This is a genomic window from Streptomyces sp. NPDC001750, from assembly GCF_042892615.1.
Taxonomy (GTDB): domain Bacteria; phylum Actinomycetota; class Actinomycetes; order Streptomycetales; family Streptomycetaceae; genus Streptomyces.
This window is the reverse complement of record NZ_JBIAUE010000017.1, coordinates 50,891-77,593: the sequence shown is the minus strand read 5'-3', so window position 1 is coordinate 77,593 and position 26,703 is coordinate 50,891. Positions and strand designations below refer to the sequence as shown.

The following is a 26,703-nucleotide window of genomic DNA, read 5'->3' as shown; positions in this document are numbered from 1 at the left end:
TGGCCCGTCAGGCCCCCCGGCCTCCCCGTCCCGTCAGGCCACCTCGATGCCGTATTCCTGGACCAGTTCCTCCAGGCCGCCCCGGTACCCCTTGCCACCGACCACGAAGTCCCAGTCGCCGTCGGCACGGCGGCGGAAGGAGCCGAGCACCAGGGCCGTCTCGTGGGGGCGGCCGTCGGAGACCTCCAGCCGGTCCAGTTGGGCGCCCTCGGAGTCGAGCAGCCGGATGCCCGCCTGGGTGAACCCCGACAGGTCTGCCGCCGGATTGAGCTCGGGATCGACCGCGGCGACGATGACGAGGCGGTCGGCCCGCTGGGGGAGTGCGTCGAAGGCCACGCGGATGGCAGCCCTGTCGGGTGCGCCAGGGGGAAGCGCACGGACCGCGCCGTCGGGCGTTCGAGGGTTGTTGAAGAAGACGAAGTGGTCGTCGTCCAGGACACTGCTGCCCCGGCAGACGAGCGCGCACACGTCCAGCGCGACGCCCCCGGTCCAGTACATGCCCAGCACGTTGTGGTCGTCGGACCCGGCCGCGGGCTCGTCGTCGGGTGCCGTCCGCGGAGCCGGTACGGCGCGCTCGCCACTGCCCAGCCGTCCGCGCAGTCCGTGGCGGTGGAGCAGGTCGACGAGTTCCGGGCCCGAGACCAGTTCCAGGGGCTTCCCGTTGGCGAAGGTGTGCGAGCCCGGGCCGAACCGGGACGTCGTGACCAGCACGCCCTTGTTGGCACCTGCGTCCTGGACGGTGCCGTACAGGTCACGTACCGCGGTCGGAGGCACGGTGTTCCGGTAGCGCTTGACCTGCACGACGATCTTGCCGCCGCGAATCGGGGCCGGGTCCAGGGCGTCGACGTCCACTCCGCCGTCGTTGGAGCGCTGAGTCGTCACCGCCTGCATGCCCATGGCCCGGAAGAGGTCCGCGACCAAGGACTCGAAGGCGATCGGATCCATCTCGTACAGGTCCGGCTCCTCGTCCCCACCGTGCGTGACGACACCGTCGCCGACATCCTCGGGAACCCGTACGGGGCGCACCGTCGCGCACTGGTCGGGGCGTGCCGACAGCTGTCCCCGCAGGCCGTTCACCAGGCAGTCGACAGGGTTCACCTGTTCCAGGTGCAGTTCGGCGAAGGTGGAACGCGTGGCCATGACGGTGGCCAGGAACATGTGCGTCCGTCTGCCGGTCGCGGGGTCGTGGTCGTCCACGAATCCGTTCAGGGTGACCGATTCCAGCGCGCCGAACTCGTCCGCCCCGAAGAGATCGTGCAGAACCAGCAGGAGGCACTGCGCGAGCACGTCCCGGTAAAGGGAGCGGCGCTGGGCCGCGGGCCGGGGCGTCTCCTTCTCCTGGTCGGCGGTGGGCATGTAGCGCACCGACTTCGTCTCCGGGACGACGTCGTACTTCGGCAGTTCCCAGTTCAGTACGAGCTGGCGTGCGGCGGAGTCGTACGCGGCCGACACCTGGCGCGGCAGGTCCTCGGGCCACGAGGTGGAGGCGTAGAGAGCGGCGGAGAAGTACTCCACCGCGGCCTCGGGATCCCTGTTGCGAAGACCCGCCGTCATCTCTGCGATACCGGCGTTGTGCCGTCGGATCCCCGCCAACTGGGCGTCGGCCCACCGCTGGTACTGAAGCTGGTAGGCGGCCAACTGCTGCCTGCGCTGCGCCTCCGCCGCCTGCGCGGCGTGCCAGTCGCGCTCGAACCGGGACTGCGCCTCCGCCTGGGCCTGGGCTCGTCGCGCGGCCGACCAACCGCCTTGCGGCTGGTACTGGTTCGGGTCCGGCATCCGGATCGGATGGGCGAGCTGCCCCGGGGAGAACGCCTCGACCTGTTCGGACCGGGTCAGCGCGCCCGCCCTGAAGGCCGGGGTCCGACACCCCTCCGCCAGTAGCCCCTGTAACGACTCGACGCGTGCGTCGAGTTCCTCCGTACGGCGCCTGGCCTCCGCCTCGCGATGCTGCCGGTACGCCGCCCGCTGCTCACGCTGGGCACGCGCCAACTCCCGGTCATAGGCGCGTTGTTGTCGCTCCTGATCCCGTTGATACCTGGCTTGCGCCTCCAGTCGGCGTTGCTGTTGGCGCTGCGCCTCGGCCCAGATACCGACCAACCCATTGGAGCGACGACTCATGCTCTGCAGGCCCTCCCCACCAGGCACCCGGCACCCTGCACCAGGCCCTGGCCCCATAACCAGCGGTGATGGGCCGACTCTAGTCGGCAAGCACGGACTCGCCCATCCACTTGCCGCAGATTGCAGCATTTCGCCCGGGGCGGGCGGAAGTTCGGAGGACGGGAGCGCCGGGAGAGGTCAGCTCGGCGGTCGGGTGCGACGAGCGGAAGGCTGATCGCTGCGGGGCAGCCTGGTCGCTGCCGTCGGGTCGCGTCCGACGCCGGTCTGCGGGTGGTCCGGCTGCACGACGCACGGCACGCTGCGCGACGCTGCTGACGGCGGTCGGTGTTGCACCGAGGGCCATCATGGAGATCTTGGGGCACAGCCCAGATCGGCATCACGATGGACGTGTACAGGCACGTCGTGCACGACACTCAGCGGGAGGCGATCAGCCACATGGGCCGGCTGCTCAAGCGCCGTCTGCCCGCCGCCTGACAGGCGACTGCCGTCAAACCCTGCTGTCAAAACGGCCCGGACCACGATAGGCCCGGGCCGTTTCCCCTGGTGCCCCCGGCAGGATTCGAACCTGCGACACCCGCTTTAGGAGAGCGGTGCTCTATCCCCTGAGCTACGAAGGCGGGGGCTTGTAGGAAACCTTGGGGAAAACCCGGTGAGTGGATCTCCGGCAAGGGGTACAAGCCCGCTGGCCAGACGGGGTGTGGCCCTCGCTGCGACCATACCCAGGCCGACAGCGTGGTGTACCAGCGGCTGACCAGGGATAGCGTAGCGGATGCGCGTCGCTCAGGGGGTTCTACGTCCGGGGATTGCGCAAGAACAGATGCGGCAAGGCCCTGGCCTGCCGCTTTTCTGTGTGCTCGGGCCGGTGGGGCGGAGGGGGTGCGTGATTAAGGCAGGTGGTTTGTCCGTTCCGGCTCGCATGTCGCTCATGGGCGATTCGCGTGCTGGATCTTGAAGTGCCGAGCGCATTCCGCGTGCCCGTGGCACGCTCCTCCCGCGAGCGTCCACGGCCACCGAAAGCCGGGCCGCCGCCGAGAGTCGGCAGCGGGCAGAAGCCCGAATGAGCCCGGCGCGAGGCCGAAACGGAACGCGTCGAGCAACTCGTCGCCGCGCTCGACTCTGCCCGATCGCGGAGGGGACCATAGGGCAGCTCAGTAGCGCCGAACGTCGGCGCAACGAGGACGTGCCCCGGGCGGCCGCGCACCGCTGCCGTGGAAGAGCTCTGGCCGTGGAAGCCGGTGTCGTCCCGGCCTCGCCATGCCGCCGAGCCGCCACACCCACGTCACAGAGAGCTCTTCCGGTTTGGGTGAAGCCGGTGCTCAAGCCTCTCATCGGCGGTCTGGCGCTTCCGGGCCCGGTGACAGCTCCCGGTGCGTGGCCATGTCTCATACACCGCATCGGACGGGATGGCCCGCGCATCGAGGTGTGATGAACCGGTTCCGGGCCGAGGATGGACGGCATGGGGTGCTCATGAAGCATTTCTCCGCAGCAGCGGGGTTGGCAGCCGCTGTTTCCGCACGGCTGGAGTCGGCTCTTCTTGCCGTCACGGCAGCTGCGCTGGCGGCCGGCGGCGCGGCCTGGATCACCGGTGCGGGCAGCCTCGCGGACCTGTTCTGGGGTCTGGGGACCGTGTTCGCCGTTGTCCCGGCGGTGGGGTGGGTCGTGGCCGCGTTGCGGCGGGGGCATGCGGGCGTGGACCTGATCGCCGTTCTGGCCCTCGGCGGCACCCTGGCCGTGCGCGAGTACCTGGCCGGCGCGCTGATCGCCCTGATGCTGGCCACCGGCCGCACTCTCGAAGCCGCCGCTCAACGGCGCGCCTCCCATGATATGCGGGTCCTTCTGGAACGTGCGCCGCGCACGGCCCGGCGCCTCACCGACGCCGGGGTACGCACGGTGCCGCTCCCCGAGGTGGGAGCCGGTGACTTGCTCGTGGTGGGCCCGGGAGAAGTAGTCCCCGTCGACGGCCGCGTGGAGAGCGCCGTCGCCGTGTTGGACGAGTCGGTGCTCACGGGGGAGCCGCTGCAGGCCGAGCACGCGCAGGGGGAAGCGGTGCGCAGCGGTGTGGTCAACGCGGGCGGCGCCTTCGACCTGCGGGCCACTGCCACCGAGCAGGACAGCACCTATGCCGGGATCGTGAGGCTGGCCCGGCAGGCCGGCGCGGAATCCGCTCCCGTGGTCCGCCTGGCGGACCGGTACGCGGCGTGGTTCCTTCCCCTGTCCCTCGCGGTGGCCGGGCTGGCCTGGCTCCTGAGCGGTTCCCCGGTACGGGCGGTCGCGGTCCTGGTGGTCGCCACCCCGTGCCCACTGCTGCTGGCCGCGCCGGTGGCGATCGTCTCCGGGCTGTCCCGCGCCTCCCGTCTCGGCGTGGTGATCCGTGACGGAGGCGCGCTGGAGAACCTCGGCCGGGCCCGTACCCTGCTGCTGGACAAGACCGGCACCCTTACGGGCGGCCGTCCGCGCGTCCTCGACGTGGCCGCCGCACCGGGGTGGAAACCGGCGCAGGTGCTGCGCCTGGCGGCCTCGGCCGACCAGTACTCGCCACACGTGCTGGCCCGCGCCATCGTCGATGCGGCCCGGGAACGCGGGCTGCGCCTGTCGATGCCGTCGGACGTCACCGAAGAGCCTGGACGGGGAGCCGCGAGCATCGTGGACGGGCACCGGGTGTCCGTCGGCCGGATCGGCGCCTCGGATGCCATGCCGTCCTGGGCCCGGGCGGCGGACAACCGCGCGCTGCTCGACGGTGCGGCCGTCGCCTGGCTGACCGTCGACGGACACCTGGCGGGCGCGGTCCTGCTGCGCGACCCGATCCGCACGGACGCCCCCAGAACCCTGCGCCACCTGCGCACGGCAGGTATCGAACGGATCACGATGCTCACCGGCGACCGCACCGAACCCGCCCACGAGGTGGCCGCGGTCCTCGGCCTCGACGGGGTACGAGCAGAACTCGCCCCCGCGGACAAGGTCGCCGCGGTTCGTGCCGAACGTGACCGCGCCGTCACCGTCATGGTCGGTGACGGCGTCAACGACGCCCCCGCCCTCGCCGCGGCGGACGTGGGGGTGGCCATGGGGGCCCATGGTTCCACCGCCTCCTCAGAAGCCGCCGATATCGTCCTGACCACAGACCGCGTGGACCGCCTCGCCGATGCGGTGGCCATCGCCAAACGCGCCCGGCACATCGCGGTGCAGAGCGCGCTGGGCGGCATGCTGATGTCGCTGGCAGCCATGGCCGCCGCTGCTGTTGGTCTCCTCCCGCCCGCCGCCGGCGCCCTGCTCCAGGAGGGTATCGACGTCGCAGTCATCCTCAACGCCCTGCGGGCACTGCGCGTCGACCGGGAGACGCGTCCGGCGCTCACTCCCACCGCCGAAGCGCTCATCCGCCGCTTCGCCGCCGAACACGACGACTTGCAGGACGTCCTCGAAGCGGTACGCGCCGCCGCAGACCGGCTCTCCGACAGCCCGGGCCCCGAGGCCATGGAAGCCGTAGGGGAGACGTACCGGCTGCTGACCGAACGGCTCCTTCCGCATGAGCAGGCCGAGGAGCACCAGCTCTACCCCGCGCTGGCCCCCGCGCTCGGCGGTCCCGAGGCCACCGCCACCATGAGCCGCGCGCATACCGAGATCGAACGCCTCTCCCGCCGCATCGCCACCCAGCTGCACCTGGCCCGATCCCGCGGCAGCCTGGACACCGATCAACTCGACGACCTGCGTTCCTCTCTCTACGGACTGCACACCGTTCTGCGACTGCACTTCTCCCAGGAGGAGGAGAACTACTTCTCCCTGGCCCCATGAGGCCCGTTGATCACTCACTCCTGATGCCACCTGTCACACCCTGCGCCCAGGCGCAGGGTGCGACAGCCTTGCGGAAAGGGCAGCTCGCGCACCGTTGTTCGGCTTCTCGCGGAACGGAGGCAGTCTCATGGAGCCAGTCGTCACCGTCGGCCTCGACGGATCGCCCGAGAGCCTGGCCGCTGCCCGCTGGGCCGCCGACGAAGCCGGACGGCGCAGGCTCACGCTGCGCCTGCTCCATGCCTGGCCTCTGCTGGTGCCCGAACCCACCCGTATTCCCGCTGAGACGGACCAGAACTACTGGGCAAGGCGGATCTTGAGCGACGCGCGGGCGGAGATCCAGGCACATTACAGACGCCGACGCCGCGCCCCCTTGGCGCCACGTCTCGGCGCCGTGGTCCAGGCCGCCGTTCATCATGCGCGCTGCCCCGTCGCAGTCGTCACCCACGAAGGACACGAGGAACGCACGGGGTACCACACCCTTGACACACCAGGCCGTGTCATGGGCCCCTCGGGCTTGTTCGTGTGAGCATGTCGATCGCCGCCGGCCGGGACAGCACCCGACCGGAACCGCTCACGGGGCAAACGAGGAGCACGCTCGTCTCAGCGATGCGAAGACGGCACATGTGACTGTATGTAGTCACTCGAAAGGGTGGCGTGAACGGGCAGGGGTGTGCATGTGCGGGTGGCATGGGAGGGGTGCCGCATCCAGAAGGGTGCGGCCCGGAAGGAGGACGTCATGTTCCGCCACTCCATACGCGCTCTGGTAGTCGGCCTGTGCACGCTGACCGCCGCGTCCCAGACGGCCACGGCTATGGCCCTCACGACGTCGACCGATCAGCACCAGGCCGCGCACATCGCCGCCGCCCGGGCGCTGCGTCCGCAGACCCTCTCCGACCTGGCCGCCGGCATGAAGGGTGAGGCTTTCGCCTACGCCTCCTACAGCCTCTTCGCCGCAGAGACCGACCGCCAGGCCCATCCGGCTGTCGGCAAGCTCTTCCGCAGCACGGCGCAGACCGAGCTGAACGAGCACCTGCGCGAGGCTGCCACTCTGGCCGGCACCGTCGGATCGAACGCGGCCAATTTGCGCCAGGCCATCAACGGTGAGACCTACGAGCACCAGGTCATGTACCGCGGCTTCGCCGACCAGGCCCGCAGGGACGGCGACCCGGAGGCCGCCAAACTGTTCACCGAGATCGCCGCGGACGAAGGTCGCCACCGCGACGCCTACCGCACGGCACTCAGCGTAGTGACCACCGGCCACGGCACCATCCCCGCAGCGCCGAAAGCCGACACGGTGCTGGTACCGGCTGGGCTGCCGAAGGTGAAGGCCGCCCGCACCATGGCCAACCTCGACACCGCGATGCACGGTGAGGCACTCGCCCACGCCAAGTACATGCTCTTCGCCGCCCACGCGCGGCAGACCGGCAACCAGGCGCTGGCCCACCTCTTCGAGGGCACCGCCGGCGTCGAGCTGCACGAGCACTTCGCCGGCGAAGCGGCCCTGGCCGGGCTGGTCCGCACCACGAAGACGAACCTGCGCAAGGCCATCACCGGAGAGCACAACGAAGCGACCAGCCTGTACCCGGGCTTCGCCAAGCGGGCCGCATCCGTCGGCGACACCGCCGCCGCCGGCTACTTCCGCGACACGGCCGCCGATGAGGCAAGGCACGCAGCGGCCTTCCAGCAGGCACTCAACCAGCTGCACTGACCCCTCGACGAGCCGCGAGACCGGCCGGAAGCACGACAGGAGCGTCCGGCCGGTCGACGCGTCACCGGCCGCCGCCCGACTCGCCCACTGAGAAGCGGCCGTGCCAGACCGCCTTCGCACCCGAGTCGCCGATCCGGTATACGTCAATGACCGCGCCGACAGCCACAACCAGCGCGATCACCAGCGCCACAATGTGCACCGGAAGGGAAGAAGCCAGCCGAGCCACGGCGGACGCCCCGCCCTCCGGGGGGCTGTCGGCCGCATCGCTGCGCTCACGCTCCCGGCGAGGGCCGGCGCGGCCGAGCAGCCAGACGGCGACCGTCAGTACAAACAGGGCGATCGCCCACGGAGTGAGACCGGAGCCCATCTCGGCGTGCTCTTCCACCAGCGTGCCCCCCTGCACCCGTTCCTCCAGCCACTCGCCGGATTCGGTGGTCAGCACCACCAGGACGAGAGCGACCAGCCCCAGTGCCGGCAGCACCCAGCCGAGCCGACGGGCCGCCGACAACCACAGCGCACAGACCACGAGCGCCAACGCTGTCAGCGGGACCAGCACCACCGCGCCGTGGGCGAAGACGGGATGGCCGGGAAGGCCGTTGATCAGCCCAACATCCACGGGATCTCCTCCGACAGGCTCGTAAGACACATCCGGCCCAATATCTACTGTTTCGGGCGTTGGGTTGCAGACGTGCAGGGGAATCCGCGCGTTTGGAGCAGCGCCCGGAGTCCGGCGCCTCCATCGCACCTGCCGAATTCTCAGGCTCTTGGATGGGCCGTGGGTCTTGTCGGCGGAGACGAGCACAGTCGAAGGCTTGGTTCTCGTCGGAGTCTTCGTCTCATGGGGCCAGGGAGAAGTAGTTCTCCTCGCTCCTGGGAGAAATGCAGCCGCAGGACGGTGTGTAGTCCGTAGAGGCACGAACGAAGATCGTCGATCTGGTCGGTGTCCAGGCCGCCGCGACCGGGGCCAGGTGCAGATGGGTGGTGATGCGGCGGGAGAGACGTTCGATCGCGGTATGGGTGCGGCTCATGGTAGCGGTGGCCTCGGGGCCGCAGAGCGTGGGCGCGAGTGCGGGGGAGAGCCGGTGTTCCTCGGCGTACTCGTGCGGCAGGATGCGTTCGGTCAGCAGAACGGGGCGTGAGTACACCCGAGAAGGGAGCGGTGACATCCGGCGTCACAGGAACGCGCCAAGGCGCACGCACTGACCGCCGAGGGGGTGATGACCAGCCCGGCCGTCACGGCGCGACTGCGGTGGTCGGTCGTAGAGGTGGCCCGTGCCATGGCTCGCCACCATGTCAAGCGGCTGCCCGTGGTGGACGGCGTCGGCAGGCTGGTGGGCGTCGTGAGCCGTGGTGACCTGCTGCGTGTCTTCCTGCGACGAAAGGTTGCCGCTGGATCACCGACGTCCCGCGCTGACCTGATCCGAGCGGGTCGCTGTGTCAGCGCCTTTCGACGGCGGTGGGGCGAACGTCCACTGCCGTCGCCGCCCGATGTCGGCATCAGCCGGACCTGCGGGCCCCAGCCGTTTCCACGCGCGGCTGCGCCGACACCGCCCGCCCGGTGCGAGGGCAGCCTGGCACCGCCTCGTGGCCACTCATCCGCCGGAGACGTCCTTGGGGGCCCACGGGCCGGTTGACGCGGGTCCGTCGCCGTGGGTGTGCGCCTGAGCAAACTGCAGCCTGCGGTCACTCACTGGTCGGCCGGCCCGATGCGGCGGCCGGTGAGGCGCGTGGGCCGGATGCATATCCACATCCCGCGCTCGCCCCCCGCCCACGGCTCGGTATGGGCTCGGTCGGCCAGCCGCCGCATGGCGCCGGGGTCCGAAACGACGCGGGCCGGGCCGGCGACGAGCACGCTCCAGCCCTGGCTCATGGCCTCGTCGATGTGGTCGACTTCGAAGGCGACGTCCGTTCCCGCGGCTGCGGCGGGGGCTGAGCCAGGGGCGGTGCGGAAGACGACAGCGTCATCGACGACCTCATAATTCACCGGGATGATCGCCGGGCCGTCCGGGGTGGGCACCGCGACGCGCCCCACGCCGTGCGTGGAGAGGCGGACGCGGCATTCGTCGGGGCTGAGAGCCTGCAGTCGGGGGTGGAGGAGCGCCTGTCCCTGGCCGGGCGGTGCCTCGATGCCGACTCCGCGCAGCGACGCGACGGTCGTGCCGAGGGCGTCGGCCAGCCTGATGAGAGTCGCCAGGCTCGGATCGGCCGCCCGTTCTTCGAGGTAGGCGAGGTATTCGCGCGCCATGCCGGCCCGGTCGGCGGTTTCCTCGCGGGACAGTCCTTGCCGCGTGCGTTCGGCGGCCACGCGTCGGCCGACGTCACCAGGGCTGGCGGTGCCGTCGGACGGGAGCGCGGCGGACATGGCACCGGCCTCGTCCATGACAGGCCCGGAAGGCGCCTGGCGTCCGCCGGGCTCGTGCTCGAGGTGACGGATGTGCGCGTCGGGCCCGGGGAACACGAGCGTCACCTCGCCCGTTTCCGACCAGCGCACGTCGTAGGGGGGTGTTCCGTTCTCATGGTGGAGTCCGATGATCTCGCCGTCGCGCCTGACAGCACCGGTCGCCGGGCTTTCGATCACGAGTTGGTCGCCGAGGTGAGCTCGCATGGTCACCACCGCCTCCTCCCGATGCCGCTGTAGCCAACGTGCCACGTGTGGGGTGCCGCCGCATCGGATGTCACAAGTTCGGAGACCTTCATCGCCGTGTTCCTCTCTCACCTCGTCCAACCGTCTCGGCGTGGCCTCGCCTGCTCCTGCCAGAGGCTCGGTGCGCCCGTGTTGTCCGCCTGGTCGCGTCACTGGCGCAGGACGTCGAGGACAACGGAACCGTCGACGGTCTCGTGGGTGACCAGTTCTCCGGCCAGGCGTTCCAGGGCGGGCCGGTGGCCGCGCAGCAGCGTGAGCGCGCGCTCTTCGGCTTGGCGCAGCAGCCGGGCGACCTCCTGGTCAACGATGCGTTGGGTCTGCTCCGAATATGATGACCTGCCGGGCTCCTCGGTGGTCTCGTCAAGGAAATGCTGGTGGGAGGAGGCGTAGCCGATCGGTCCGAGTTCAGGAGAGAGGCCGAACTCGCGGACCATGCGGGTGGCGATCTGGGTGGCTCCGGCCAGGTCGTTGGCGGCTCCCGTCGATCCCTCACCGAAGACCACGAGCTCGGCCGCGCGCCCGCCCAGGCGCACCGCCAGAAGGTCGTTCAGGTAGCTCTCGCTGTACAAGCGGCGTTCTGCTTCGGGGAGTTGTTCGGTGACGCCGAGGGAGACGCCGGCCGGCAGAATGGTGACCTTCGCCACCGGATCGGCGTGTTCGCACAACGCCGCGACCAGGGCGTGGCCCGATTCATGGACGGCTACCGAGCGGCGTTCCTCGGGCAGCAGCGCGTTGGAGGACTCTCGGCGTCCGAGCAGGACGCGATCGCGGGCTGCGTCCAGGTCGTGCGGCTCGATGCGGGTGCGGTTGTCCCGTACGGCATTGATGGCGCCTTCGTTGACCAGGTTGGCGAGATCCGCCCCGGAGAATCCGGGTGTGGCACGGGCGACGACGTCCAGGTCGATGTCCGGAGCCAGGTTCTTGTCACGGGTGTGTACGAAGAGAATCGCTGCTCGCTCGACCTTGTTGGGCAGCGGTACGGCGACCTGCCGGTCGAATCGTCCGGGGCGCAGCAGGGCGGGATCGAGGGCGTCGGGCCGGTTGGTGGCGGCGAGGACGACGATGCCGCTGGATTGGTCGAAGCCGTCCATCTCGGCCAGCAGTTGGTTCAGGGTCTGCTCGCGCTCGTCGTTGCCGCCCAGCCGTGTTCCACCGCCGCGCCGCGATCCGAGCGCGTCGATCTCGTCGATGAAGATGATCGACGGAGCACGTTTGCGGGCATCGCCGAACAGGTCGCGTACCCGGGATGCGCCGACCCCGACGAACATCTCCACGAACGCGGAGCCCGTCACCGACAGGAACGGTACGTCGGCCTCGCCGGCGACGGCCCGGGCGAAGAGTGTCTTGCCGGTACCGGGCGGCCCCACCATGATCACACCACGGGGCCCCTTGGCGCCTGCGGCGGTGTACCGGGCGGGATTGCGCAGGAAGTCGACTACCTCGCTGATCTCCTGTTTGACTCCGTCGTAGCCGGCGATGTCGTTGAAGCCGGTGGTGGGCCGCTCGGCCTCGATTATCTTCGCGCGAGAGCGTCCGATGGCGCTCAGCCCGCCGGTCACCGCCCCCGTGGCCCGGCGCCCCATCCACACGAAGAAGCCGATCAGCAGGAGGAACGGCAGGAATGCGAAGAGCACGGACGACCACGCCGAGGCGCCGCTGCTGCTCTGACTGGCTTTGATGTGCACGTGGTGTGAGGTCAGCTGTTGCTGGAGCTGGGCGCCGGTGTTCAGCGCGGTGGGGATCTGGGTGGTGAACTTCGTTCCGTTCTTCAGGGTGCCGCTGATCGCGCCTTTGTCGTTGACGTCGACCGTCTGCACCTGGCTGGTGCCGACCTTGCCGACGAAGTCGCTGTAGGAGAGTGAGGCCGGATGTGGTCCGGAGCGGGCGCGAGCGAGCAACAGGACGATGATGAGCGTCATCAGGATCCACCAGAAGAGCCACCGTCCGCCGACCGGCTGCGGTTGCCGGGGCGGGGGCGTGGGCGGCTCGCGTGGCGGCCCGGGTTTGGCGGGCGGCGTCAGGTGCCTGTGCGGCATCCGCACTCGTGTGATCACTGATCCCACGCCCTTCCGTCGGCATGAACCCCGCGGACGGCCCTGAGGGGGCGGCCCCAGCGAGGCGGTCGGCGGGCGGCATGGTCATCTCACATGCCGTTGTGCGGCCTTCTGCCGTCGTCGGTCCGATAGGCGATGCGCTCGTGCACGGACACCACGCCGTCGACGCTCTGGCACAGGCGTTCGATGATCGGAATCAGGCTCTTGAGCTCAACGCTTCCGCTGAGAGCCACCTCTCCCTGCCTGACCTCGGCCGTCACTGCCGACGGAGCGAGCCCCATTGTTTCTTGCAGTACGTCCCGGTGGATCTCTTCCTGGATGGCCTCGTCCCGGCGGAGGAAGACCCGCAGGAGGTCGCTGCGGCTGATGATGCCCAGCAGCTTGTCGGTCTCGTCCACGACAGGCAGGCGTTTCACGTTCTGTGCCTCCATGAGGCGGGCTGCCTCGACCACGGTCCATTCCGGACGCGCGCACACGGCGGGGGCCGACATCAGCTCCTCCGCCCTGGCCCCCTCCGCCTTGGCCCTTTCCCACGCCTCCAGATGCGGGACCGGGGCCAGGCCAGACGGGTCGGCCCGGTCGGCGGACTTGCGCAGCAGATCGGCCTCGGACACCACGCCGATGGGCCGGTCCTGTTCGTCCACCACGGGCACTGCGGTGACGTCATTCGCCGCCAGCAGCCTGGCGATCTCCTTGAACGGCAGATCGTGCCGCGCCCGGACGACATCGTGGGTCATGAGCTCTGCAACCGTGCGATGACGCATCTGGCTTTCCCTTCCGGGCGCCTTGAACGCTGAGACGGCGCCGCCTCGTCGGAAGCAGGCAGGTCCCGCGACGAGAACCGCGCGCCACACCAGCGGTTCGCTCGGGGCCCGAGCCGATTGCCGCCCCCGGCCTTTTGCGGATGCTCGATCCCGTGGCACCCGGTCGGTACCTCGTCGTGCACGGCTGCACGCCTTGGCCCACGCAGGGCGGCGCTCGGTCTGCGGGTCGAGAGCCGGCCCGCCTGGGTCAGGTGCCGGTGATCTCGATGTGGCGGGGCTTAACGGCCTGTGCCTTGGGCACGGTGACGGTCAGCACGCCGTCGCCGAGGCCGGCGCTGACGTCGTCCGGCCTGACGTCGGACGGCAGGTGTGCACGGTACTCGAAGTGCCCGGTCCGCCGGGTACTGCGCCGCAGTACCCCTTCCCGCTCACGCTCCTTGAGGTCTCCGGTGATACGCAGTTCCCGGCCGCTGATTTCGATGTCGATGTCGTCCCGCTTGATGCCCGGGAGTTCTGCCTCGATGACGTAGGCGTCATCGGTGTCCCGTATGTCCGCCGCGGGGGACCATGTGAGCCCGGCCGGTGCGGAGGCGGCGGAGCCCAGCAACTGGTTCATCCGCTCGAACAGTTCGTCGAACTCTGCGGCGGCCGGCTCGTTCCATCCCAGACCGGGAAAGGACCTTTCGAGCAGACTGCCGGGCCGGTGTCGTGCAGGCAGTGTCATCGCGGTTCACCTCCGCGGAGCAGGGCTTTCAGGTCACTATCCATGGTGCGCGTCACGCCGGTATCAGGCGACCGCGTCTCCGGAGGGGGCTGCCCTCCCCGATGAACGCGGCCGCGGAAGCGAGGGCCGCCGAGGGAAAGGAGCACATGGTGAAGCCGCTCACCCATACGTTGGTCATCGGGATCGGAAACGAGTTCCGCCGCGACGACGGGGCGGGATGGGCCGTGGTCGCACTGCTGGGAGAGCAGAGCACGAGGCGGCCGCTGCCGGTGGACACTGTCCTCGCGCGGTCCGACGGCGAACCGGGCCGATTGATCGCGCTGTGGGAGAACGTCGGTCTCGCGGTCGTCCTCGATGCCTGTTTTCCCCCTTCGGCACGTCCCGGGCGGACGCACCGATGGTGCGACGACCCGGCCGGTGTTCTGCGTGCCGCCGCCGGACGGCACAGCACCCACGGACTCGGCCTCGCCGAAGCCCTGCGCCTCGGCGAGAGCATCGGGAGCCTTCCGGACCGTCTCGTCCTGTACGCGGTGGAGGGAGCGGACTATTCACCGGGCCTCGGACTGACCCCGGAGGTGGCGCACGCGGTGCCCCGTCTGGCCAGGCGGATCACGGTCGACATCGAGGAGCGCGGCGGACCGCCGTCGCGCGGCCATCGCGCCGGCTGAGTGGCGCACCGGCCGTTCGGGCGTGGGAGCACACCGGTCGGGCCGGACACGCCGTCCAGATCCGGGCACGGATCACGGCGGCCTGACACTCTGCACATGCGCAGCCACACTCCGTGCGGGCGGCGTGATCGGGTCATGGTGGACCCCATCCCTTCGGCGCACGGCACGATGGCGCGGGGCGCGGAGACGAGGGACAGGCGGATGAACGACCTCGAAGACGACCGAGCGGACTAGTGCCGGTCACGGCACTAGGCGACCGGGCGGAGGCGGTGCTCGACCGCGGCGGACTCGACGCGCTCGTGCGCGCTCTCAAGCGGCGCGGGCGCACCGTGATCGGCCCGACCGTACGCGACGGGGCGATCGTCCTGGACGAACTTGATTCCGCGGACGAGCTGCCCCACGGCTGGGGGGTCGAACTGGAGGCGGGGCAGTACCGGATCCGCCGCCGTCCGGACGGGGCGGCATTCGCGCACAGCGCGGGACCGCAGTCGTGGAAGACGTATCTGCACCCCGAACGGGTCCGGCAGTGGACCGTGGACCGCGATCCCGTGAACGGACCGGTCGTGCGCGCGGAGGAACCGAGGAGCGTCTCCTACGCGTTCCTCGGTGTACGGCCGTGCGATCTGCGGGCCATCCGGATCCTGGACCGGGTCATGGGCGGTGGCCGCTACCGGGACCCCGACTACGTGTCCCGGCGGACGGGCGCCTTCCTGGTCGCGGTCGAGTGCACCGAGCCGGGAGCCACTTGCTTCTGCGTGTCCATGGGAGCGGGACCGGGCGTGGACGCCGGGTACGATCTCGCGCTCACCGAGCTCGTGGACGTGTCCGGCCACCGCTTCCTGTGCCGGAGCGGGAGTGAGGCGGGCGCCGAGGTGCTCGCGGAACTCCCGCGCCGCAGCGCCGACGAGGCCGTGCGGGCGGCCGCGGCCGGGGCCGTGCGTGAGGCCGCCGAGCACATGGGCCGGTCCATGCCCCCGGTGGATCTGCGTTCTCTGATGCGGGACAGTCTTGAGGCGGAACGCTGGGACGACGTGACTTCCCGGTGCCTGAGCTGTGGCAACTGCACGATGGTCTGTCCCACCTGCTTCTGCACCACCACCGAGGACGTCACCGACCTCATGGGCGACCACGCCGAGCGGTGGCGCCGCTGGGACTCCTGTTACGACCTGGACTTCTCGTTCCTGCACGGCGGCCCGGTGCGGGCCACGCCGCGCAGCCGCTACCGCCAGTGGCTCACCCACAAACTGGGGACCTGGCACGACCAGTTCGACAGCTCCGGCTGTGTCGGCTGTGGTCGTTGCATCGTCTGGTGTCCCACCGGCATCGACCTCACCGAGGAGGCCGCTGCCCTGCACCGGGAGGCGTCGCGGAAAGAAGCCGCGCCATGACCCGGAAGGTCGGCGGTCTCCCTCGCTCGGGCATGCTTGCCGCGCTGCCCGCGGAGCACCGCGGGCCGATGATGGATCTCGCCCGCGACGCCTCGTTCCCCGGTGCCACGCGGATCTTCGAGGAGGGCGGCAGGGCCGACCGCTTCTGGATCATCCGTTCCGGAACGGTCGCGCTCGACATCCAGGTGCCCGGTCGCGGGCGCGCGGTCGTCGAGACCATCGGCGCGGGCGATCTGCTCGGCTGGTCATGGCTGTGCCCGCCCCGGCAGTGGCACCTCGGGGCCGAGGCCAGAGGCCCCGTTCTGGCCTGGGAGTTCGACGCCTCCTCGGTACGCGCGCTGTGCGCCGAGCGCCCGGCGCTGGGCCTGGCGCTGGTCACCCTCGTCGCCGAGACCATCGGGGACCGGCTGCGCGCCACCCGCACCCGGCTGCTCGACCTGTACGGACCGCACGAGTGCGGACCGGCGCCATGTCCCTGATCCCCCGCCCCTACCGGGTGGTGGACCGCCGGGAGGAGACCCACGACACGGTCACACTCGTGCTGGATCCCGTCGGGGAGCCGCTGGAACTCTTCGCACCGGGCCAGTTCGCGATGCTGTATGTGTTCGGCGTGGGCGAGATTCCCGTGTCCCTGTCCAGAGCCCCGGGCGGGCATCGGCTCATGCATACGGTACGCGCCGTCGGAGCCGTCCTCGCTGGGTCGGGGAGGCCAGACGACGGAGTCGGAGTTCCAGAGTTTCCGGGGTCATCGGCTGTGCCGCCCGGCGGCCGGGAAAGAGCCGTCGGGCGTCCGGATTGGTCGCGGTCATGGTGTTCGGCCGCTGCCCCAGGTAGTCCAGCAGCATCCCGGCGAAGGGGGCCGGAACAGGCGACGGTGGTCGCCTGTTCCGGCCCAAGACCTCGCCGTCCTCGGGCAGGACGTCGTTGGTGCCGAGCCGGGCAATTTGAATGAGCGGCTGTGCGTGGAGAAGGACGAGCAGGGCGGCGACGTGGTCCTGGAGCGGCACGCGTCGTGGTTGACGAGTTGCCACAGCAGCGCGAGCCGCCGGTGCCGGGCGAGCGGGGCGGGATTGCTTGTAGGAGCGGTGCGGGACGGCGGCCTTCTGCATGTGCTTGGACCGCATCGCCCACCGCGGGAAGGCGTGGGTGAGGCGCCGGGCGGTGTAGCCGCCGAGGTACCAAGCATCGACATCGGCCTGCGTGCATTCGGCGAGAGACCGTCCACGCTCGGCGAGATGATCGAGGAAGGCGGTCGCGAGGTGGATCTCGTCGCGTGCCTGCCGGACCTGCTTGCCGGTGAGCGGGCTGCGGCCGGCCAGGGTGTTGGGGCGGCGCTGGGCGTACCAGGCGGCGAAGAGCTCCAGCAACCGCCGGTGCCCGGCATCGTCGATGGCGGGCAGTTTCTCGGCGAGCCATCGCTGGAACAGCAGCAGCTGTCGGTCGGCAGGCGGCAGGACCCCGGCCTGGATGAGCCGATCACGCAGGTAGGCCACTGAACGCCAGGGGATGAGCCGGCTCAGGCCCTCGTGGGTGAACGGGACTTCGGCGCGGGCCAGGGCCTGCAGGGTCCGCTGGACGTGGGGCTTGCTGGTCCAGGTCAGCGGGCCCTTCGGGCGGCGCGTTTGCCGCAGAGCGTCGAAGAGCGGGAGGAGTTCGGCCCGGATGGAGCCGGTGCCGTCGTCGAGGAGTTCGCCAAGGCGCTCGGCCGGCTCGCATTGGCCGCGGACTCCGCGCCGCTGGTGCTGCGACCGGAAAGGTTCACCGGCTCGCGACGCCCGGCACGGCACCTCGCCGCGTTGTCGCATCGCCCGAGTACGTCCCGTACGAGGGCGATCCTCCGCCTCGCGACGCACCGCACCGGACGCCGCGAGCTTCCCGGCAAACCTTTCCGGCCACAGCACTAGCGCCTGGCCTCTCGTCCGTACCGTTCGCAGGTGAAGTCTCCGAGGCCGTCGGCGCAGTCGGTGCAGAGCTTGCCGCCGTCCGACGCGAGGCCGGGCGTCAACCGCTCAGTGCCGCAGCGAGTGCAGGTCCCGTGGGCCTCCGGCGCATGGGTCGTAGCAGCGCGGGCAGAGGTAGTCCTTGGGGAGAGCACCGGTCCACGGCGGCGGTAGTGCGTGGCCTGGCGACCGAGGTGCGCCGGTCGACCGGCGTCGACCGGGCTCCGGCGTCGCGGGCCTTGTGCCACTCGATGATGTGGGAGTGGTACAGCCGCTCCCGGCGCAGGATCGCACCCTTCTCGTCGGCCGGGGCCGCGTCGTACTCCGCGACGATCCGCAGCTTGCACTCCGCCGTGAAGGTGCGCCGCTTCGCTCCGTGTAGTGGACGCGACATCCCCGTTGCGCGGCGCTTGTCGGACGTTCAGTACGCGGCGGGCTGGACAGGCCGATTGGTGCGCCGGTGGGTGCTCAGGAGCTGCGCGCCCCCTCGGGCAAGCAATCCGACGTCGGTGCCTACTGCGATGAACTGGCAACCTGCCACCCTGGCGACCTCCGCGAGCTGCTCACTGCCGGCCAAGGTCCCTACGGGTTTGCCCGCGCGGTGTGTGCGCTGGGCCACGTATCGGAAGGCTGCAAGAACGTCGACGTGCGTCGGCTCGCCGAGATGGCCCATCGTCGCGGCAAGGTCGGACAGACCAATGAAGATCGCATCGATCCCGTCCACGGCTGCGATGTCGTCGATCGAGGCAACGGCTTGCGGAGACTCGATCTGCGCGATCACGAAGGTGCGATTGTTCGCGGTCGACAGATATTCCGTGTCTTGCCCCCAGCCTGATGCGCGAGCCAGTGCGCTGCCGACACCGCGTGTTCCCTCTGGTGGGTAACGAGTGGCGGCGACTGCCGCCGTAGCCTGCTCCGGCCCGTCGACCATGGGCAGCAGGAGGGTGTGAGCGCCGATGTCGAGGTAACGCTTGATGGCCTCGGGCTGGGAGGTCGGCGGCCGCACCACTGGTGTAGCGGGTGTGGCGGCGATCGCCTGAAGTTGGGAGACGACGGTCTGAAGGGTGTTGGGTGCGTGCTCGGAGTCGATCAGCACCCAGTCGAACCCAATGGTCGCGCAGAGCTCGGCCGTGTACGGGTTGGCCAGGCCGAGCCACAGGCCGATCGACGGGCACTCCCGGCTGCCCTCGAGGAAGGTGTGTCTGTTCATTTGCCCGCCTCTGCGGTGTGCGTGCTGAACCGGCACGCGAGGGAGCCCAACGGCCCGTAGTCGACGTGAAAGGTGTCCCCGGGATGGGCGAGGACCGGTCGTGTGAACGATCCCGACAGCACTACATGGCCGGGTTCGAGCACAACGCCTCGAGCAGCCAGCCGGTTCGCCAGCCAGGCGACACCAGCTGCCGGATGGTTGAGCACCCCTGCGGCGACGCCGGTTTCCTCGATCACCGCATTGCGGTGACAGATGGCGCTGATCCACCGCAGGTCGACGTCGGCCGGGCGCACCGGCCGTCCACCCAGGACCACTCCGGCGTTCGCGGCGTTGTCGGAGATGGTGTCGAGCACCGTCCGGGTCCGGCCGGTATCCCGGTCTCGCTGTTCTATTCGCGCGTCGATGATTTCGAGTGCGGGCTGGACGTAGCGGGTGGCGTCGAGGACGTCCACGACGCCGCAGCCCGGGCCGGACAGCTCGGCACCGAGGACGAACGCAAGCTCTACTTCGACGCGGGGGAGAATGAAGGACTCGATAGGCAGGTTCGCGTCGTCGGCGAAGAACATCTCGTCGAGCAAGACCCCGTAGTCGGGTTCGGTGATGTTCGACGACATCTGCATGGCACGGGACGTCAGCCCGATCTTGTGGCCTCGAATGTGTTGTCCGGACTCGGTTTTAACGGCCATCCAGGCCTGCTGGACGGCATAAGCGTCGTCGATGGTCATCTGTGGATACGACAGCGACACCTGCCGGATCTGCTGACGCGTGATCTGCGCGGTTTCGAGTTGCTCGGCGACGTTCTGAATTTCGGCGGCGGTCAGCACTGCTGCCTGTCTCCATTCTGCTCGTGGTTGTTGTCGGTACTTCCCAGGGGTACATGGTTCGGCAGGCTGACGGTCTGGCACCTAGACTGCTGGAATGTCTTTGCCACACAACAGCGCTTCCAGACGCCGCCGGCGGCTGGCGGCTACCCGTATCCAGCGGACGGCAGCGGAGGCGATGCGCCCGGTGTTGCGCGTGATGTCGCGATCCGAGCCGGATCGCGACATCAGCCCAGCTGCACTCGGTCTGACCATGCTCTGGGTGGCAGACGACGTGATTGCCGCCGTGAACCGCAAGCTGGACCGGCTCGGCATCTCGGAGAACAAGCTCGACGTCTTGATGATTTTCGCCGCACAGTCCGACGAGGACGACAAGTCGCGGGGAATGCGGCAAACGCCCAGCGGGATCTCGGACTACTTCGGGATCTCCAAGGCCAGCGCTACTGGGGTGATCGACTGGCTCGAGAAGCGCGGGCTCGTCGCCCGAACCCGTCAAGTCCAGGATCGCCGCAGCACGCCCATCGAGATCACGCCGACCGGTGAGAGGTTTGTCGCTGACGCGGTACCGGTTTTCGAGGAAGCGTGTCGAGATCTGGTCTGCACGCTCAGCGACCGGGACCGCAAAGATCTGCAGCGAATCCTCAACAAGCTGTGGGTTCACCTCAAAGACCCCGAGTCTTGATTGCCCGACGACGATTGAGTCTGGCGCCAGCCCTCAGCCGGGATTCGGGCAAGACGGAATGGTGTGGTGGTGGTCGTATACCAGCCACCACCGTGCATCCGCCCCACAAGATTCATCCGCGCCGCATCAATGTGCCCGCGGTCCGGGTTGAGGATCACATCGTCCTTGACGTGGGCGTAGATGATCTCGCCGATGAGCAGTTTGCGGTCTTGGCCGAGTTCGACGCTGCGCGTGTAGGTACATTCCAACGCGACCGGACTACGAGCGATGCGCGGCGGGCCGACGGCATGCGACGGGATCGTCGCGAGGCCGGCCTCTGCGAGTTCGTCGATGTCCTCGGTGAACTCGATGGCGGTGACGTTCATCGCCTCAAGCAGCTCTTCGCTGACCAGGTTGATCACGAAATCGCCGGTTTCGATGATGTTGCGGGCGGAGTCCTTCGGGCGTCCGGCGCGGTTGCCTATTCCGAGCACCACAACGGGTGGAGTCCCCGACATCATGTTGAAGAGGGAGAAGGGTGCTGCGTTGAGCCGGCCGCGCGCGTCGCTGCTGGTAACCCATGCGATCGGCCGAGGAACGATCAACGAAGCCAACAAGTTGTAGCGAGGTTTGGCGGCCATGGCGGCGATATCGAAGAGCATGGTGATTCTCCTGGTGTATCTGGCTCAGGTAGGGGCTTTCTCCCGACACCTCGGCGCTGACCGTGTCGGGAGACAGCCGACGGATGTGTCACGCGACGCAGCAGTAGTCACCACCGAAGTACAGCAACGGATCTCCGGTATCGGGCTGTTGCACGGTCGATTGCTTGAGCCATGTCCGTCGAGTGATAAGTCAGTTGGAGGAATCGGCCGACGCGGGCCGCTGACTCTTGCGGCACCGGCACAACCCGAGTTGGTGAATTTCCACAAGGTTGTTCGCGGGGTCGCGCAAGAAGAGTTGCTTGAGGTTTGGTGAAGCGACGTTGTCGAGCGTGAAGTACTCCACGCCAAGGCGTTTGAGCTCTTCTTCGGCCTCGATGATGTCGTCGACCGCTAGTGCGATGTGATTTTCCACGGGGTCTTTGCCCGGCCCCTTGCTGTACGGCGACGGTCCGTCGCTGCCCAGCAGGTGAATCTGCACATCGCTGGGTATGTCCAGGAAGTAGCCGTGGATGCCGGGAATGTGCCATCGTCCGGCGTCCTGAGTCAAGTTGAGCACGTCGCGGTAGTAGTCACGCGCTTCATCGGCGGTCGCGGTGCCCATCCCCAGGCCGACATGGTGAAGCTCACGAATTTGAACAGCCATCCTCACTACCTCCGAAGACTATTTAGTACGGTACACGTATCATCTGGCACACGTACCATCCCGTGTGTCGAACGGCGCTGTCAAGGTCACGCCGACGCCGGGTGTGCGGTCGACCAAGCCGCCGAAGTCGAGCGGCCGGTGTCCCTGGGGGTCGACGCATCGACCGGGATCTTTATCCGGACGACGCCGACTTCGTCGTGTTCGCCGATCCTGAAGGCAACCGCTTCTGTGTCATCGACACCGGTCGGTGACGGAGCGGAGCCGCTGTTGCGGATCGTCTGCCGAACGCCTGTGCGACGTAGTCAACGGAGCGAACGTTGCCTGAGGCGGCACAGAGGGCAGCAGGCCAGCGGCTGCATGAGAGCCCTGAATGACGACAGGCCGTGTCATCGATCACGACGACCACCGTGTCGTCGAACTGAAGGAGGGATCGCCACCCGTGTGGTTCCTCCGGTCCACGACGCCGGAGGAACCGCACGCGCGGCAGCCACGTCAGCGGGTGTGCGACCCGTCAGCAGGACGCCCTCGGCCGCGTACGGGCCGGAGGCCGCCACCGGCGCCACCGGCGCCGCCGGGTGCTTCCGCGCTCCGGGGCATGGCGTGGGGCGCTCCGTGGTCGGACATCACCGCACCGGCAGTTGTGGGCGGGCGATCCGACACGGCCGCATCACCCACCCACGTCCCGGTCCTCGCTCGGTCAGGACTTCCGTCGCGGCGCGTCACCGGCCCGGTGCTCCCACCCCCGCGTCATACGGGACAGCACCTGGAAGCCGTACCGGCTCAGCCGCTCGATCTCCTCGGTGTCGTCCGCGCAGGCGCATGCCGTCAGCCGGTCCACCCCGGCCAGCCGCAGCCACTGTGCGACGTGCGCGAGGAGACGTTCCTCCAGTCCCGAATCCTGGTACGGCTCGGGGACATGGAGTTCGGTCAGGTCCGCCAGTCCACCGTTGCGCGCGTGCCGCTCGGGCCGGTCCACGGACGTGTCCACCTCGGCGAACCCGACGACGTCCGCGCTCAGCGCGGCGGAGAACCGGGTCCCGCACTCGCCGAGGGTGCGCTGGACGGCCAGGCCCGGGGCGGCGGCCCCGACAAGCTGCCGCAGGTCGGCCACCGTGGCCATCAGCAGCACTTCCGTGTGTCCGGTCAGTGTGAAGCCGGCCCGTTCGTAGGAGGCACGGACGTGCTGCCACTGTTCCGGGAGACCACAGATGCCGGGTGCGGGGAGCTGCCCGTCGGCGTAGCACCGCGAGACCTCCCAGCGCTTCAACTGCGCGAGACAGGCCGCCATCAGGAGGTCGGCCGCCTGTTCGGAGTCCGGCCAGAAAGAGGCCGGGGGCCGGAAGACGAACCACTCGATCACGCCCGCGTTCCGGTAATCCGCTCCGGTCGCGGCATCGGCGCGGTAGCGCAGCAGGTGAGCGGCGGCGACGACGTACTGCCTCTGCTCGGCCACGAGCGTGACGCGCTCGGCCACCCACGGATCGGTGATGAACTCGTCGGGACGGCGTTGCAACTGGTTGAGGACCGTGTTCACGGACACCGAGAGACCGGGGACGACCGCTGAGACGTGGGCGTTGACCAGCTCCGTCAGCTGGTCGCGGTCGTCGCGGTGAAAGGAGCGCACCTTCAGAGAGGACGGCATGACAAACCTCCGAGTCGAGGGATTCAGGAGGCCGCCAAGAGGTGCGGTATGCCACGAATGTAGCAGAGCGGCGCCCGATACCCGGATCGGATGGTCGCGGGGCTGCCGAGTCGGCACGGTCGGTCTCGACCGCGGTTCCGACGGCGCCGGTCGCCTCGGCCCGGGGTGCCTGTCCGCCCGTGCGGCCCGGGGGCGCCCACGGCCGGTTCACGGGACAGGGGTGCGCCCCGGTCCCGGGTGGGGCCGGGGCGCGGGTGGGTCAGACGTTCTCGCAGGTCTCGCCCCTGCACGGCTCGCCGCGCTGGTTGGGGAGCTCGACGGCCACTCCGGTGGTGCTGTTCTCCTCGGTCACCGCGTAGGGCCGAAGACCGGGTTCGTGGGCAGGACATGGCCCTCGGGGACGGCCGTCTCGCGCAGGCAGTACTCGCCGAGGGGAAGGTCGTCGAAGGTGCAGAGCCCGGCGGGGTCGGTGGCGCAGGCCGGTCCGACCCGGATGTCGGGGTTGATGCCGATGGTCTGCAGGCCGGCGATGCCGTTGGTCTCGCGCCACAGCTCGAACCGGGCGCCCCGCAGCGCCCGTCCGGTCTCGGCGTCGGTCTTCAGGACGCGTACCTCACCGGTGACCGGCGTCGGCCCCGAGCAGTCGGGCAGGTCGCCGTCGAACGGGTAGCCACCGGACCCCGCTTGCTTGTTCTGGTCGAAGTCGTCGAGCACGACCACGCGGCCCTCGGCCTCCGCCGCACGGCCGCGCACCAGGAAGTCGTCACCGACGGAGATGTTGGACGGAGATGTTGATGGCGTTGTCTCGGCCCGCGATCGATCCGCTGTCGATACCGGGGAACGGGCGTGTGTCCGTACTCCGTGTGTTCGCGCGTTGAAATTGGTGCGCATGGGCGGTCGGTGTGACTTGTTCCGGCCGAACAGCGGGCACCTCGATGTCGTCCGCGGTTAACGTCGCGCTGATGGACTCCTCGCTGTCGGGCCGCGTTCCGACCGGTTCCACCCCGTACCGACCTGTGCAAGGAGTCACGCATGCCCGGACCGAGACTGTCCCGCAGCCGTCTGGTGGCCGCGAGTGCCGTCGTGGCGGCCACTGCCGCCGTCGTCGCCGTCACCACGACGGCGGGCGCGTTCGGCCCCAACGAGCAGGCCCAGCGGGCCGTCAAGGGCGGGAAGGCGAAGAATGTCATCCTGCTGATCGGTGACGGCATGGGGGACTCGGAGATCACCCTCGCCCGTGACTACACCGTGGGCGCGGCGGGTCGTCTGAACATGGACAAGTTCCCGCTGACCGGCGCCTACACGACGTACGCCGTGCACGCCGACGGCACCCCGGACTACGTCACCGACTCCGCGGCGAGCGGCACGGGCTGGGCGACCGGTGTGAAGACCGTCAACGGGCGGATCTCCAAGACCCCGGGCAGCAACAAGGCCGTCCCGACCATTCTGGAGCTGGCCCAGAAGGGCGGGTACGCCACCGGTTCGGTGACCACCGCCGAGCTCACCGACGCCACCCCGGCCGTCCTCGCCGCGCACGCTGCCGACCGCTCCTGCCAGGGCCCCGCCGACATGGCCAAGTGCCCCACCGACACCATCGCCAAGGGCGGCCCCGGCTCGATCGCCGAGCAGAGCGTCGATCACAAGGTCGACGTCCTTCTCGGCGGCGGCAAGCAGCGCTTCGACCAGAAGGTGACCGACGGCAGGTACAAGGGCCTGACCGTCACCGAGCAGGCCCGGAAGCTGGGCTACCAGGTCGTCACCGACGACCGGTCCCTGAAGGCGGTCAAGGGCGACAAGCCCGTGCTCGGCCTCTTCGCGCCGGGCAACGTGCCCACCGAGTGGACCGGCAAGGCCGCGGCGGTCGGTGGCACCGACCCGCAGCGCTGCGTCACCAGCAACCCGAACCGGCCCGCCGGCACCCCGAACCTCGCCGACCAGACCACCAAGGCCATCCAGCTCCTGGAGGCGAAGCAGAAGCGGAAGCACAGCCAGAAGGGCTTCTTCCTCCAGGTCGAGGGCGCCTCGATCGACAAGCAGGACCACGCGGCCGACCCGTGCGGCCAGATCGGTGAGACGGCCGCGTTCGACCGTGCCGTGAAGGTGGCCCGCGCCTACGCCGCCAAGCACCCCGACACCCTGGTCGTCACCACCGCCGACCACGGCCACAGCAGCCAGATCGTGCCGCTGGAGGCCCAGCCGCCCGGCCTGTCCTCCACGCTGATCACCGACGAGGGCCAGCAGCTGAAGGTCAACTACTCGACCAACCCGCCCGGTCAGTCGCAGGAGCACACCGGCACCCAGGTCCGGATCGCGGCGCAGGGCCCGCAGGCGTACCGGGTCCTCGGCGTCACCGACCAGACCGAGCTGTTCACGACGCTGCGCGAGGCGCTCCGGCTGCGCTGACCGGCCGCCAGGAGGTGTCACGCGAATCAGCCGTGTCGCAAGAATCAGCCGTGATTCGTGCATCAGCCGTGACCCCTGCATCAGAAATGACGCGTGCGTCACGCAGGGCGCGTGTGCCTCGGGGGCCGCGCGTGTGCCACGTACGCGGCGAGGGCCGTCCGGAACACCGGGCGGCCCCTCGCCGCTGTCGTCGCTGTCGCCGCGTCGGCCGTCCTCGAGCCGGCTGCCTCCGCGCCGACGCAAGCAGCTGTCCCGCCGTCGGCCCGGGCGACGGCGATGCCACGGATCCGGTGGGGCCGCGGATTCGTCTCACTACGATGGGGTGCCCACCCGACGGGGAGGGCGCACGGGCAGGGAGACGACGGCATGACGGATCAGGATCAGGATCGGGACCACGACCTGGGCGGGTCCCGGGACGGGGACCGGGGGCGCGACGAGGACGGCGGCGGGGAGTGGGGTGCGCGCGGTCGCCGTCGTGGGCAGGGCGAACTGGAGGCGCAGGTGCTGTCCGCGCTGCGGGCCGCGCCCGGTCCGGAGACGGCGGCCTGGGTACGGGCGTACCTCGGGGGCACGCTCGCCTACACGACGGTGATGACGATCCTGACCCGGCTGCACGCGAAGCGCGTCGTCACCCGGGAACGGGTGGGCCGCTCGTTCCTGTGGACGGCGGCCGCGGACGAGGCCGGGCTCGCCGCACACCGCATGCGGCGGGTGCTGGACGGTGAGACCGACCGCGAGGCCGTGCTGATGAGCTTCGTGTCGGGCCTGTCCGCACGGGACGAGGAACTGCTCCGCGCGCTCCTCAACGATGCCCACGACGGGGAACCGGGAAGCCGTACCGAGGACCGGGACGGCCGGGAGAACTGA

The 26,703-nt window shown here is 69.6% G+C and carries 21 protein-coding genes, 1 tRNA gene and 6 pseudogenes; 12 read left to right on the top strand and 16 right to left on the bottom strand.

Annotation, left to right across the window (positions count from 1 at the left end; all coding sequences use genetic code 11):
- Positions 1-33: 33 nt before the first annotated feature.
- Positions 34-2,118, bottom strand: a complete 2,085-nt coding sequence (locus tag ACFYY6_RS24685) for a restriction endonuclease (RefSeq protein WP_389195178.1) — start codon at positions 2,116-2,118, stop codon at positions 34-36.
- Between the two features lie 243 nt (positions 2,119-2,361).
- On the opposite strand from ACFYY6_RS24685, the pseudogene ACFYY6_RS24680 reads away from it, so the two are divergent.
- Positions 2,362-2,592, top strand: a pseudogene (locus ACFYY6_RS24680) (tyrosine-type recombinase/integrase); the annotation flags it as partial.
- A gap of 67 nt (positions 2,593-2,659) precedes the next feature.
- On the opposite strand, the gene ACFYY6_RS24675 reads toward ACFYY6_RS24680, so the two are convergent.
- Positions 2,660-2,735: transfer RNA gene (locus ACFYY6_RS24675), tRNA-Arg, on the bottom strand.
- A gap of 850 nt (positions 2,736-3,585) precedes the next feature.
- Here ACFYY6_RS24675 and ACFYY6_RS24670 point away from each other — a divergent pair.
- From ACFYY6_RS24670 to ACFYY6_RS24660, 3 genes and pseudogenes are all read left to right on the top strand, one after another.
- On the top strand, positions 3,586-5,904 hold the full coding sequence (locus tag ACFYY6_RS24670) for a heavy metal translocating P-type ATPase (RefSeq protein ID WP_389195175.1): 2,319 nt from the start codon (positions 3,586-3,588) through the stop codon (positions 5,902-5,904).
- A gap of 127 nt (positions 5,905-6,031) precedes the next feature.
- Positions 6,032-6,253: pseudogene (locus tag ACFYY6_RS24665) on the top strand (universal stress protein); the annotation flags it as partial.
- Positions 6,254-6,640: 387 nt separating this feature from the next.
- The gene (locus tag ACFYY6_RS24660) at positions 6,641-7,612 is read left to right on the top strand and encodes a ferritin family protein (RefSeq protein ID WP_386606734.1); all 972 of its coding nucleotides are present in this window, start codon (positions 6,641-6,643) and stop codon (positions 7,610-7,612) included.
- Positions 7,613-7,673: 61 nt separating this feature from the next.
- On the opposite strand, the gene ACFYY6_RS24655 is transcribed toward ACFYY6_RS24660, so the two are convergent.
- Both ACFYY6_RS24655 and ACFYY6_RS24650 read right to left on the bottom strand, forming a co-directional pair.
- Positions 7,674-8,228: a hypothetical protein gene (locus ACFYY6_RS24655; RefSeq protein WP_351636047.1), complete on the bottom strand. Its 555-nt coding sequence runs from the start codon at positions 8,226-8,228 to the stop codon at positions 7,674-7,676.
- Positions 8,229-8,448: 220 nt separating this feature from the next.
- Positions 8,449-8,739: pseudogene (locus ACFYY6_RS24650) on the bottom strand (hemerythrin domain-containing protein); the annotation flags it as partial.
- Positions 8,740-8,778: 39 nt separating this feature from the next.
- Here ACFYY6_RS24650 and ACFYY6_RS24645 point away from each other — a divergent pair.
- Positions 8,779-8,991, top strand: a pseudogene (locus ACFYY6_RS24645) (CBS domain-containing protein); the annotation flags it as partial.
- 308 nt (positions 8,992-9,299) lie between these two features.
- Here the strand turns inward: ACFYY6_RS24645 and ACFYY6_RS24640 are convergent.
- From ACFYY6_RS24640 to ACFYY6_RS24625, 4 genes are all read right to left on the bottom strand, one after another.
- The gene (locus ACFYY6_RS24640) at positions 9,300-10,217 is read right to left on the bottom strand and encodes a pyridoxamine 5'-phosphate oxidase family protein (protein ID WP_351524290.1); all 918 of its coding nucleotides are present in this window, start codon (positions 10,215-10,217) and stop codon (positions 9,300-9,302) included.
- Positions 10,218-10,405: 188 nt separating this feature from the next.
- Positions 10,406-12,292 (bottom strand): ATP-dependent zinc metalloprotease FtsH, encoded by a 1,887-nt coding sequence (gene ftsH, locus ACFYY6_RS24635; protein WP_389195173.1) that lies wholly within the window; start codon positions 12,290-12,292, stop codon positions 10,406-10,408.
- Positions 12,293-12,399: 107 nt separating this feature from the next.
- Entirely contained in the window at positions 12,400-13,074 is a 675-nt protein-coding gene (locus ACFYY6_RS24630) for a CBS domain-containing protein (RefSeq protein WP_351636173.1), read from the bottom strand.
- A 247-nt stretch (positions 13,075-13,321) separates the two neighbouring features.
- A complete protein-coding gene (locus tag ACFYY6_RS24625) occupies positions 13,322-13,798 on the bottom strand; it encodes an Hsp20/alpha crystallin family protein (RefSeq protein ID WP_389195170.1) in 477 nt (158 codons plus the stop codon).
- Positions 13,799-13,944: 146 nt separating this feature from the next.
- Here ACFYY6_RS24625 and ACFYY6_RS24620 point away from each other — a divergent pair, with 146 nt between their 5' ends.
- The 3 genes from ACFYY6_RS24620 (at position 13,945) to ACFYY6_RS24610 (ending at position 16,333) form a co-directional block, all read left to right on the top strand.
- On the top strand, positions 13,945-14,466 hold the full coding sequence (locus ACFYY6_RS24620; protein ID WP_389195167.1) for a hydrogenase maturation protease: 522 nt from the start codon (positions 13,945-13,947) through the stop codon (positions 14,464-14,466).
- Positions 14,467-14,735: 269 nt separating this feature from the next.
- Complete coding sequence (locus ACFYY6_RS24615) at positions 14,736-15,854, top strand: 4Fe-4S dicluster domain-containing protein (RefSeq protein ID WP_389195164.1); 1,119 nt, start codon at positions 14,736-14,738, stop codon at positions 15,852-15,854.
- The gene (locus ACFYY6_RS24610) at positions 15,851-16,333 is read left to right on the top strand and encodes a cyclic nucleotide-binding domain-containing protein (RefSeq protein WP_388650428.1); all 483 of its coding nucleotides are present in this window, start codon (positions 15,851-15,853) and stop codon (positions 16,331-16,333) included. Before ACFYY6_RS24615 ends, ACFYY6_RS24610 begins: the two co-directional genes overlap by 4 nt.
- A 180-nt stretch (positions 16,334-16,513) precedes the next feature.
- Here the strand turns inward: ACFYY6_RS24610 and ACFYY6_RS24605 are convergent, their stop codons facing one another.
- From ACFYY6_RS24605 to hpaH, 4 genes and pseudogenes are all read right to left on the bottom strand, one after another.
- Positions 16,514-17,659, bottom strand: a complete 1,146-nt coding sequence (locus ACFYY6_RS24605) for a hypothetical protein (protein ID WP_389195161.1) — start codon at positions 17,657-17,659, stop codon at positions 16,514-16,516.
- 355 nt (positions 17,660-18,014) lie between these two features.
- Positions 18,015-18,164: pseudogene (locus ACFYY6_RS24600) on the bottom strand (IS3 family transposase); the annotation flags it as partial.
- 51 nt (positions 18,165-18,215) lie between these two features.
- Positions 18,216-19,004, bottom strand: a complete 789-nt coding sequence (locus ACFYY6_RS24595; RefSeq protein ID WP_389195158.1) for an HpcH/HpaI aldolase/citrate lyase family protein — start codon at positions 19,002-19,004, stop codon at positions 18,216-18,218.
- On the bottom strand, positions 19,001-19,828 hold the full coding sequence (gene hpaH / locus ACFYY6_RS24590; RefSeq protein WP_389195155.1) for a 2-oxo-hept-4-ene-1,7-dioate hydratase: 828 nt from the start codon (positions 19,826-19,828) through the stop codon (positions 19,001-19,003). Before hpaH ends, ACFYY6_RS24595 begins: the two co-directional genes overlap by 4 nt.
- Positions 19,829-19,922: 94 nt before the next feature.
- Here hpaH and ACFYY6_RS24585 point away from each other — a divergent pair, with 94 nt between their 5' ends.
- Positions 19,923-20,507, top strand: a complete 585-nt coding sequence (locus tag ACFYY6_RS24585; RefSeq protein WP_351525995.1) for a MarR family transcriptional regulator — start codon at positions 19,923-19,925, stop codon at positions 20,505-20,507.
- Here the strand turns inward: ACFYY6_RS24585 and ACFYY6_RS24580 are convergent.
- Positions 20,483-21,148 carry a flavin reductase family protein gene (locus ACFYY6_RS24580; protein ID WP_351525997.1) on the bottom strand — a complete coding sequence of 222 codons (666 nt, stop codon included), beginning with the start codon at positions 21,146-21,148 and terminating at the stop codon, positions 20,483-20,485. The genes ACFYY6_RS24585 and ACFYY6_RS24580 overlap by 25 nt on opposite strands.
- Positions 21,149-21,338: 190 nt before the next feature.
- Positions 21,339-21,791: a VOC family protein gene (locus tag ACFYY6_RS24575; RefSeq protein ID WP_351624015.1), complete on the bottom strand. Its 453-nt coding sequence runs from the start codon at positions 21,789-21,791 to the stop codon at positions 21,339-21,341.
- A 96-nt stretch (positions 21,792-21,887) separates the two neighbouring features.
- Here ACFYY6_RS24575 and ACFYY6_RS24570 point away from each other — a divergent pair.
- A pseudogene (locus tag ACFYY6_RS24570) lies at positions 21,888-22,042 on the top strand (VOC family protein); the annotation flags it as partial.
- Positions 22,043-22,488: 446 nt separating this feature from the next.
- Here the strand turns inward: ACFYY6_RS24570 and ACFYY6_RS24565 are convergent.
- Complete coding sequence (locus ACFYY6_RS24565; protein WP_389195151.1) at positions 22,489-23,433, bottom strand: N-acetyltransferase; 945 nt, start codon at positions 23,431-23,433, stop codon at positions 22,489-22,491.
- Positions 23,434-23,781: 348 nt separating this feature from the next.
- Positions 23,782-24,186, bottom strand: coding sequence for a prealbumin-like fold domain-containing protein (locus ACFYY6_RS24560; RefSeq protein ID WP_351520661.1), 405 nt, complete (start codon positions 24,184-24,186; stop codon positions 23,782-23,784).
- Between the two features lie 279 nt (positions 24,187-24,465).
- On the opposite strand from ACFYY6_RS24560, the gene ACFYY6_RS24555 reads away from it, so the two are divergent.
- Both ACFYY6_RS24555 and ACFYY6_RS24550 read left to right on the top strand, forming a co-directional pair.
- Positions 24,466-25,836, top strand: a complete 1,371-nt coding sequence (locus ACFYY6_RS24555) for an alkaline phosphatase (RefSeq protein ID WP_351520660.1) — start codon at positions 24,466-24,468, stop codon at positions 25,834-25,836.
- A 366-nt stretch (positions 25,837-26,202) separates the two neighbouring features.
- Entirely contained in the window at positions 26,203-26,703 is a 501-nt protein-coding gene (locus ACFYY6_RS24550; protein WP_351520659.1) for a BlaI/MecI/CopY family transcriptional regulator, read from the top strand.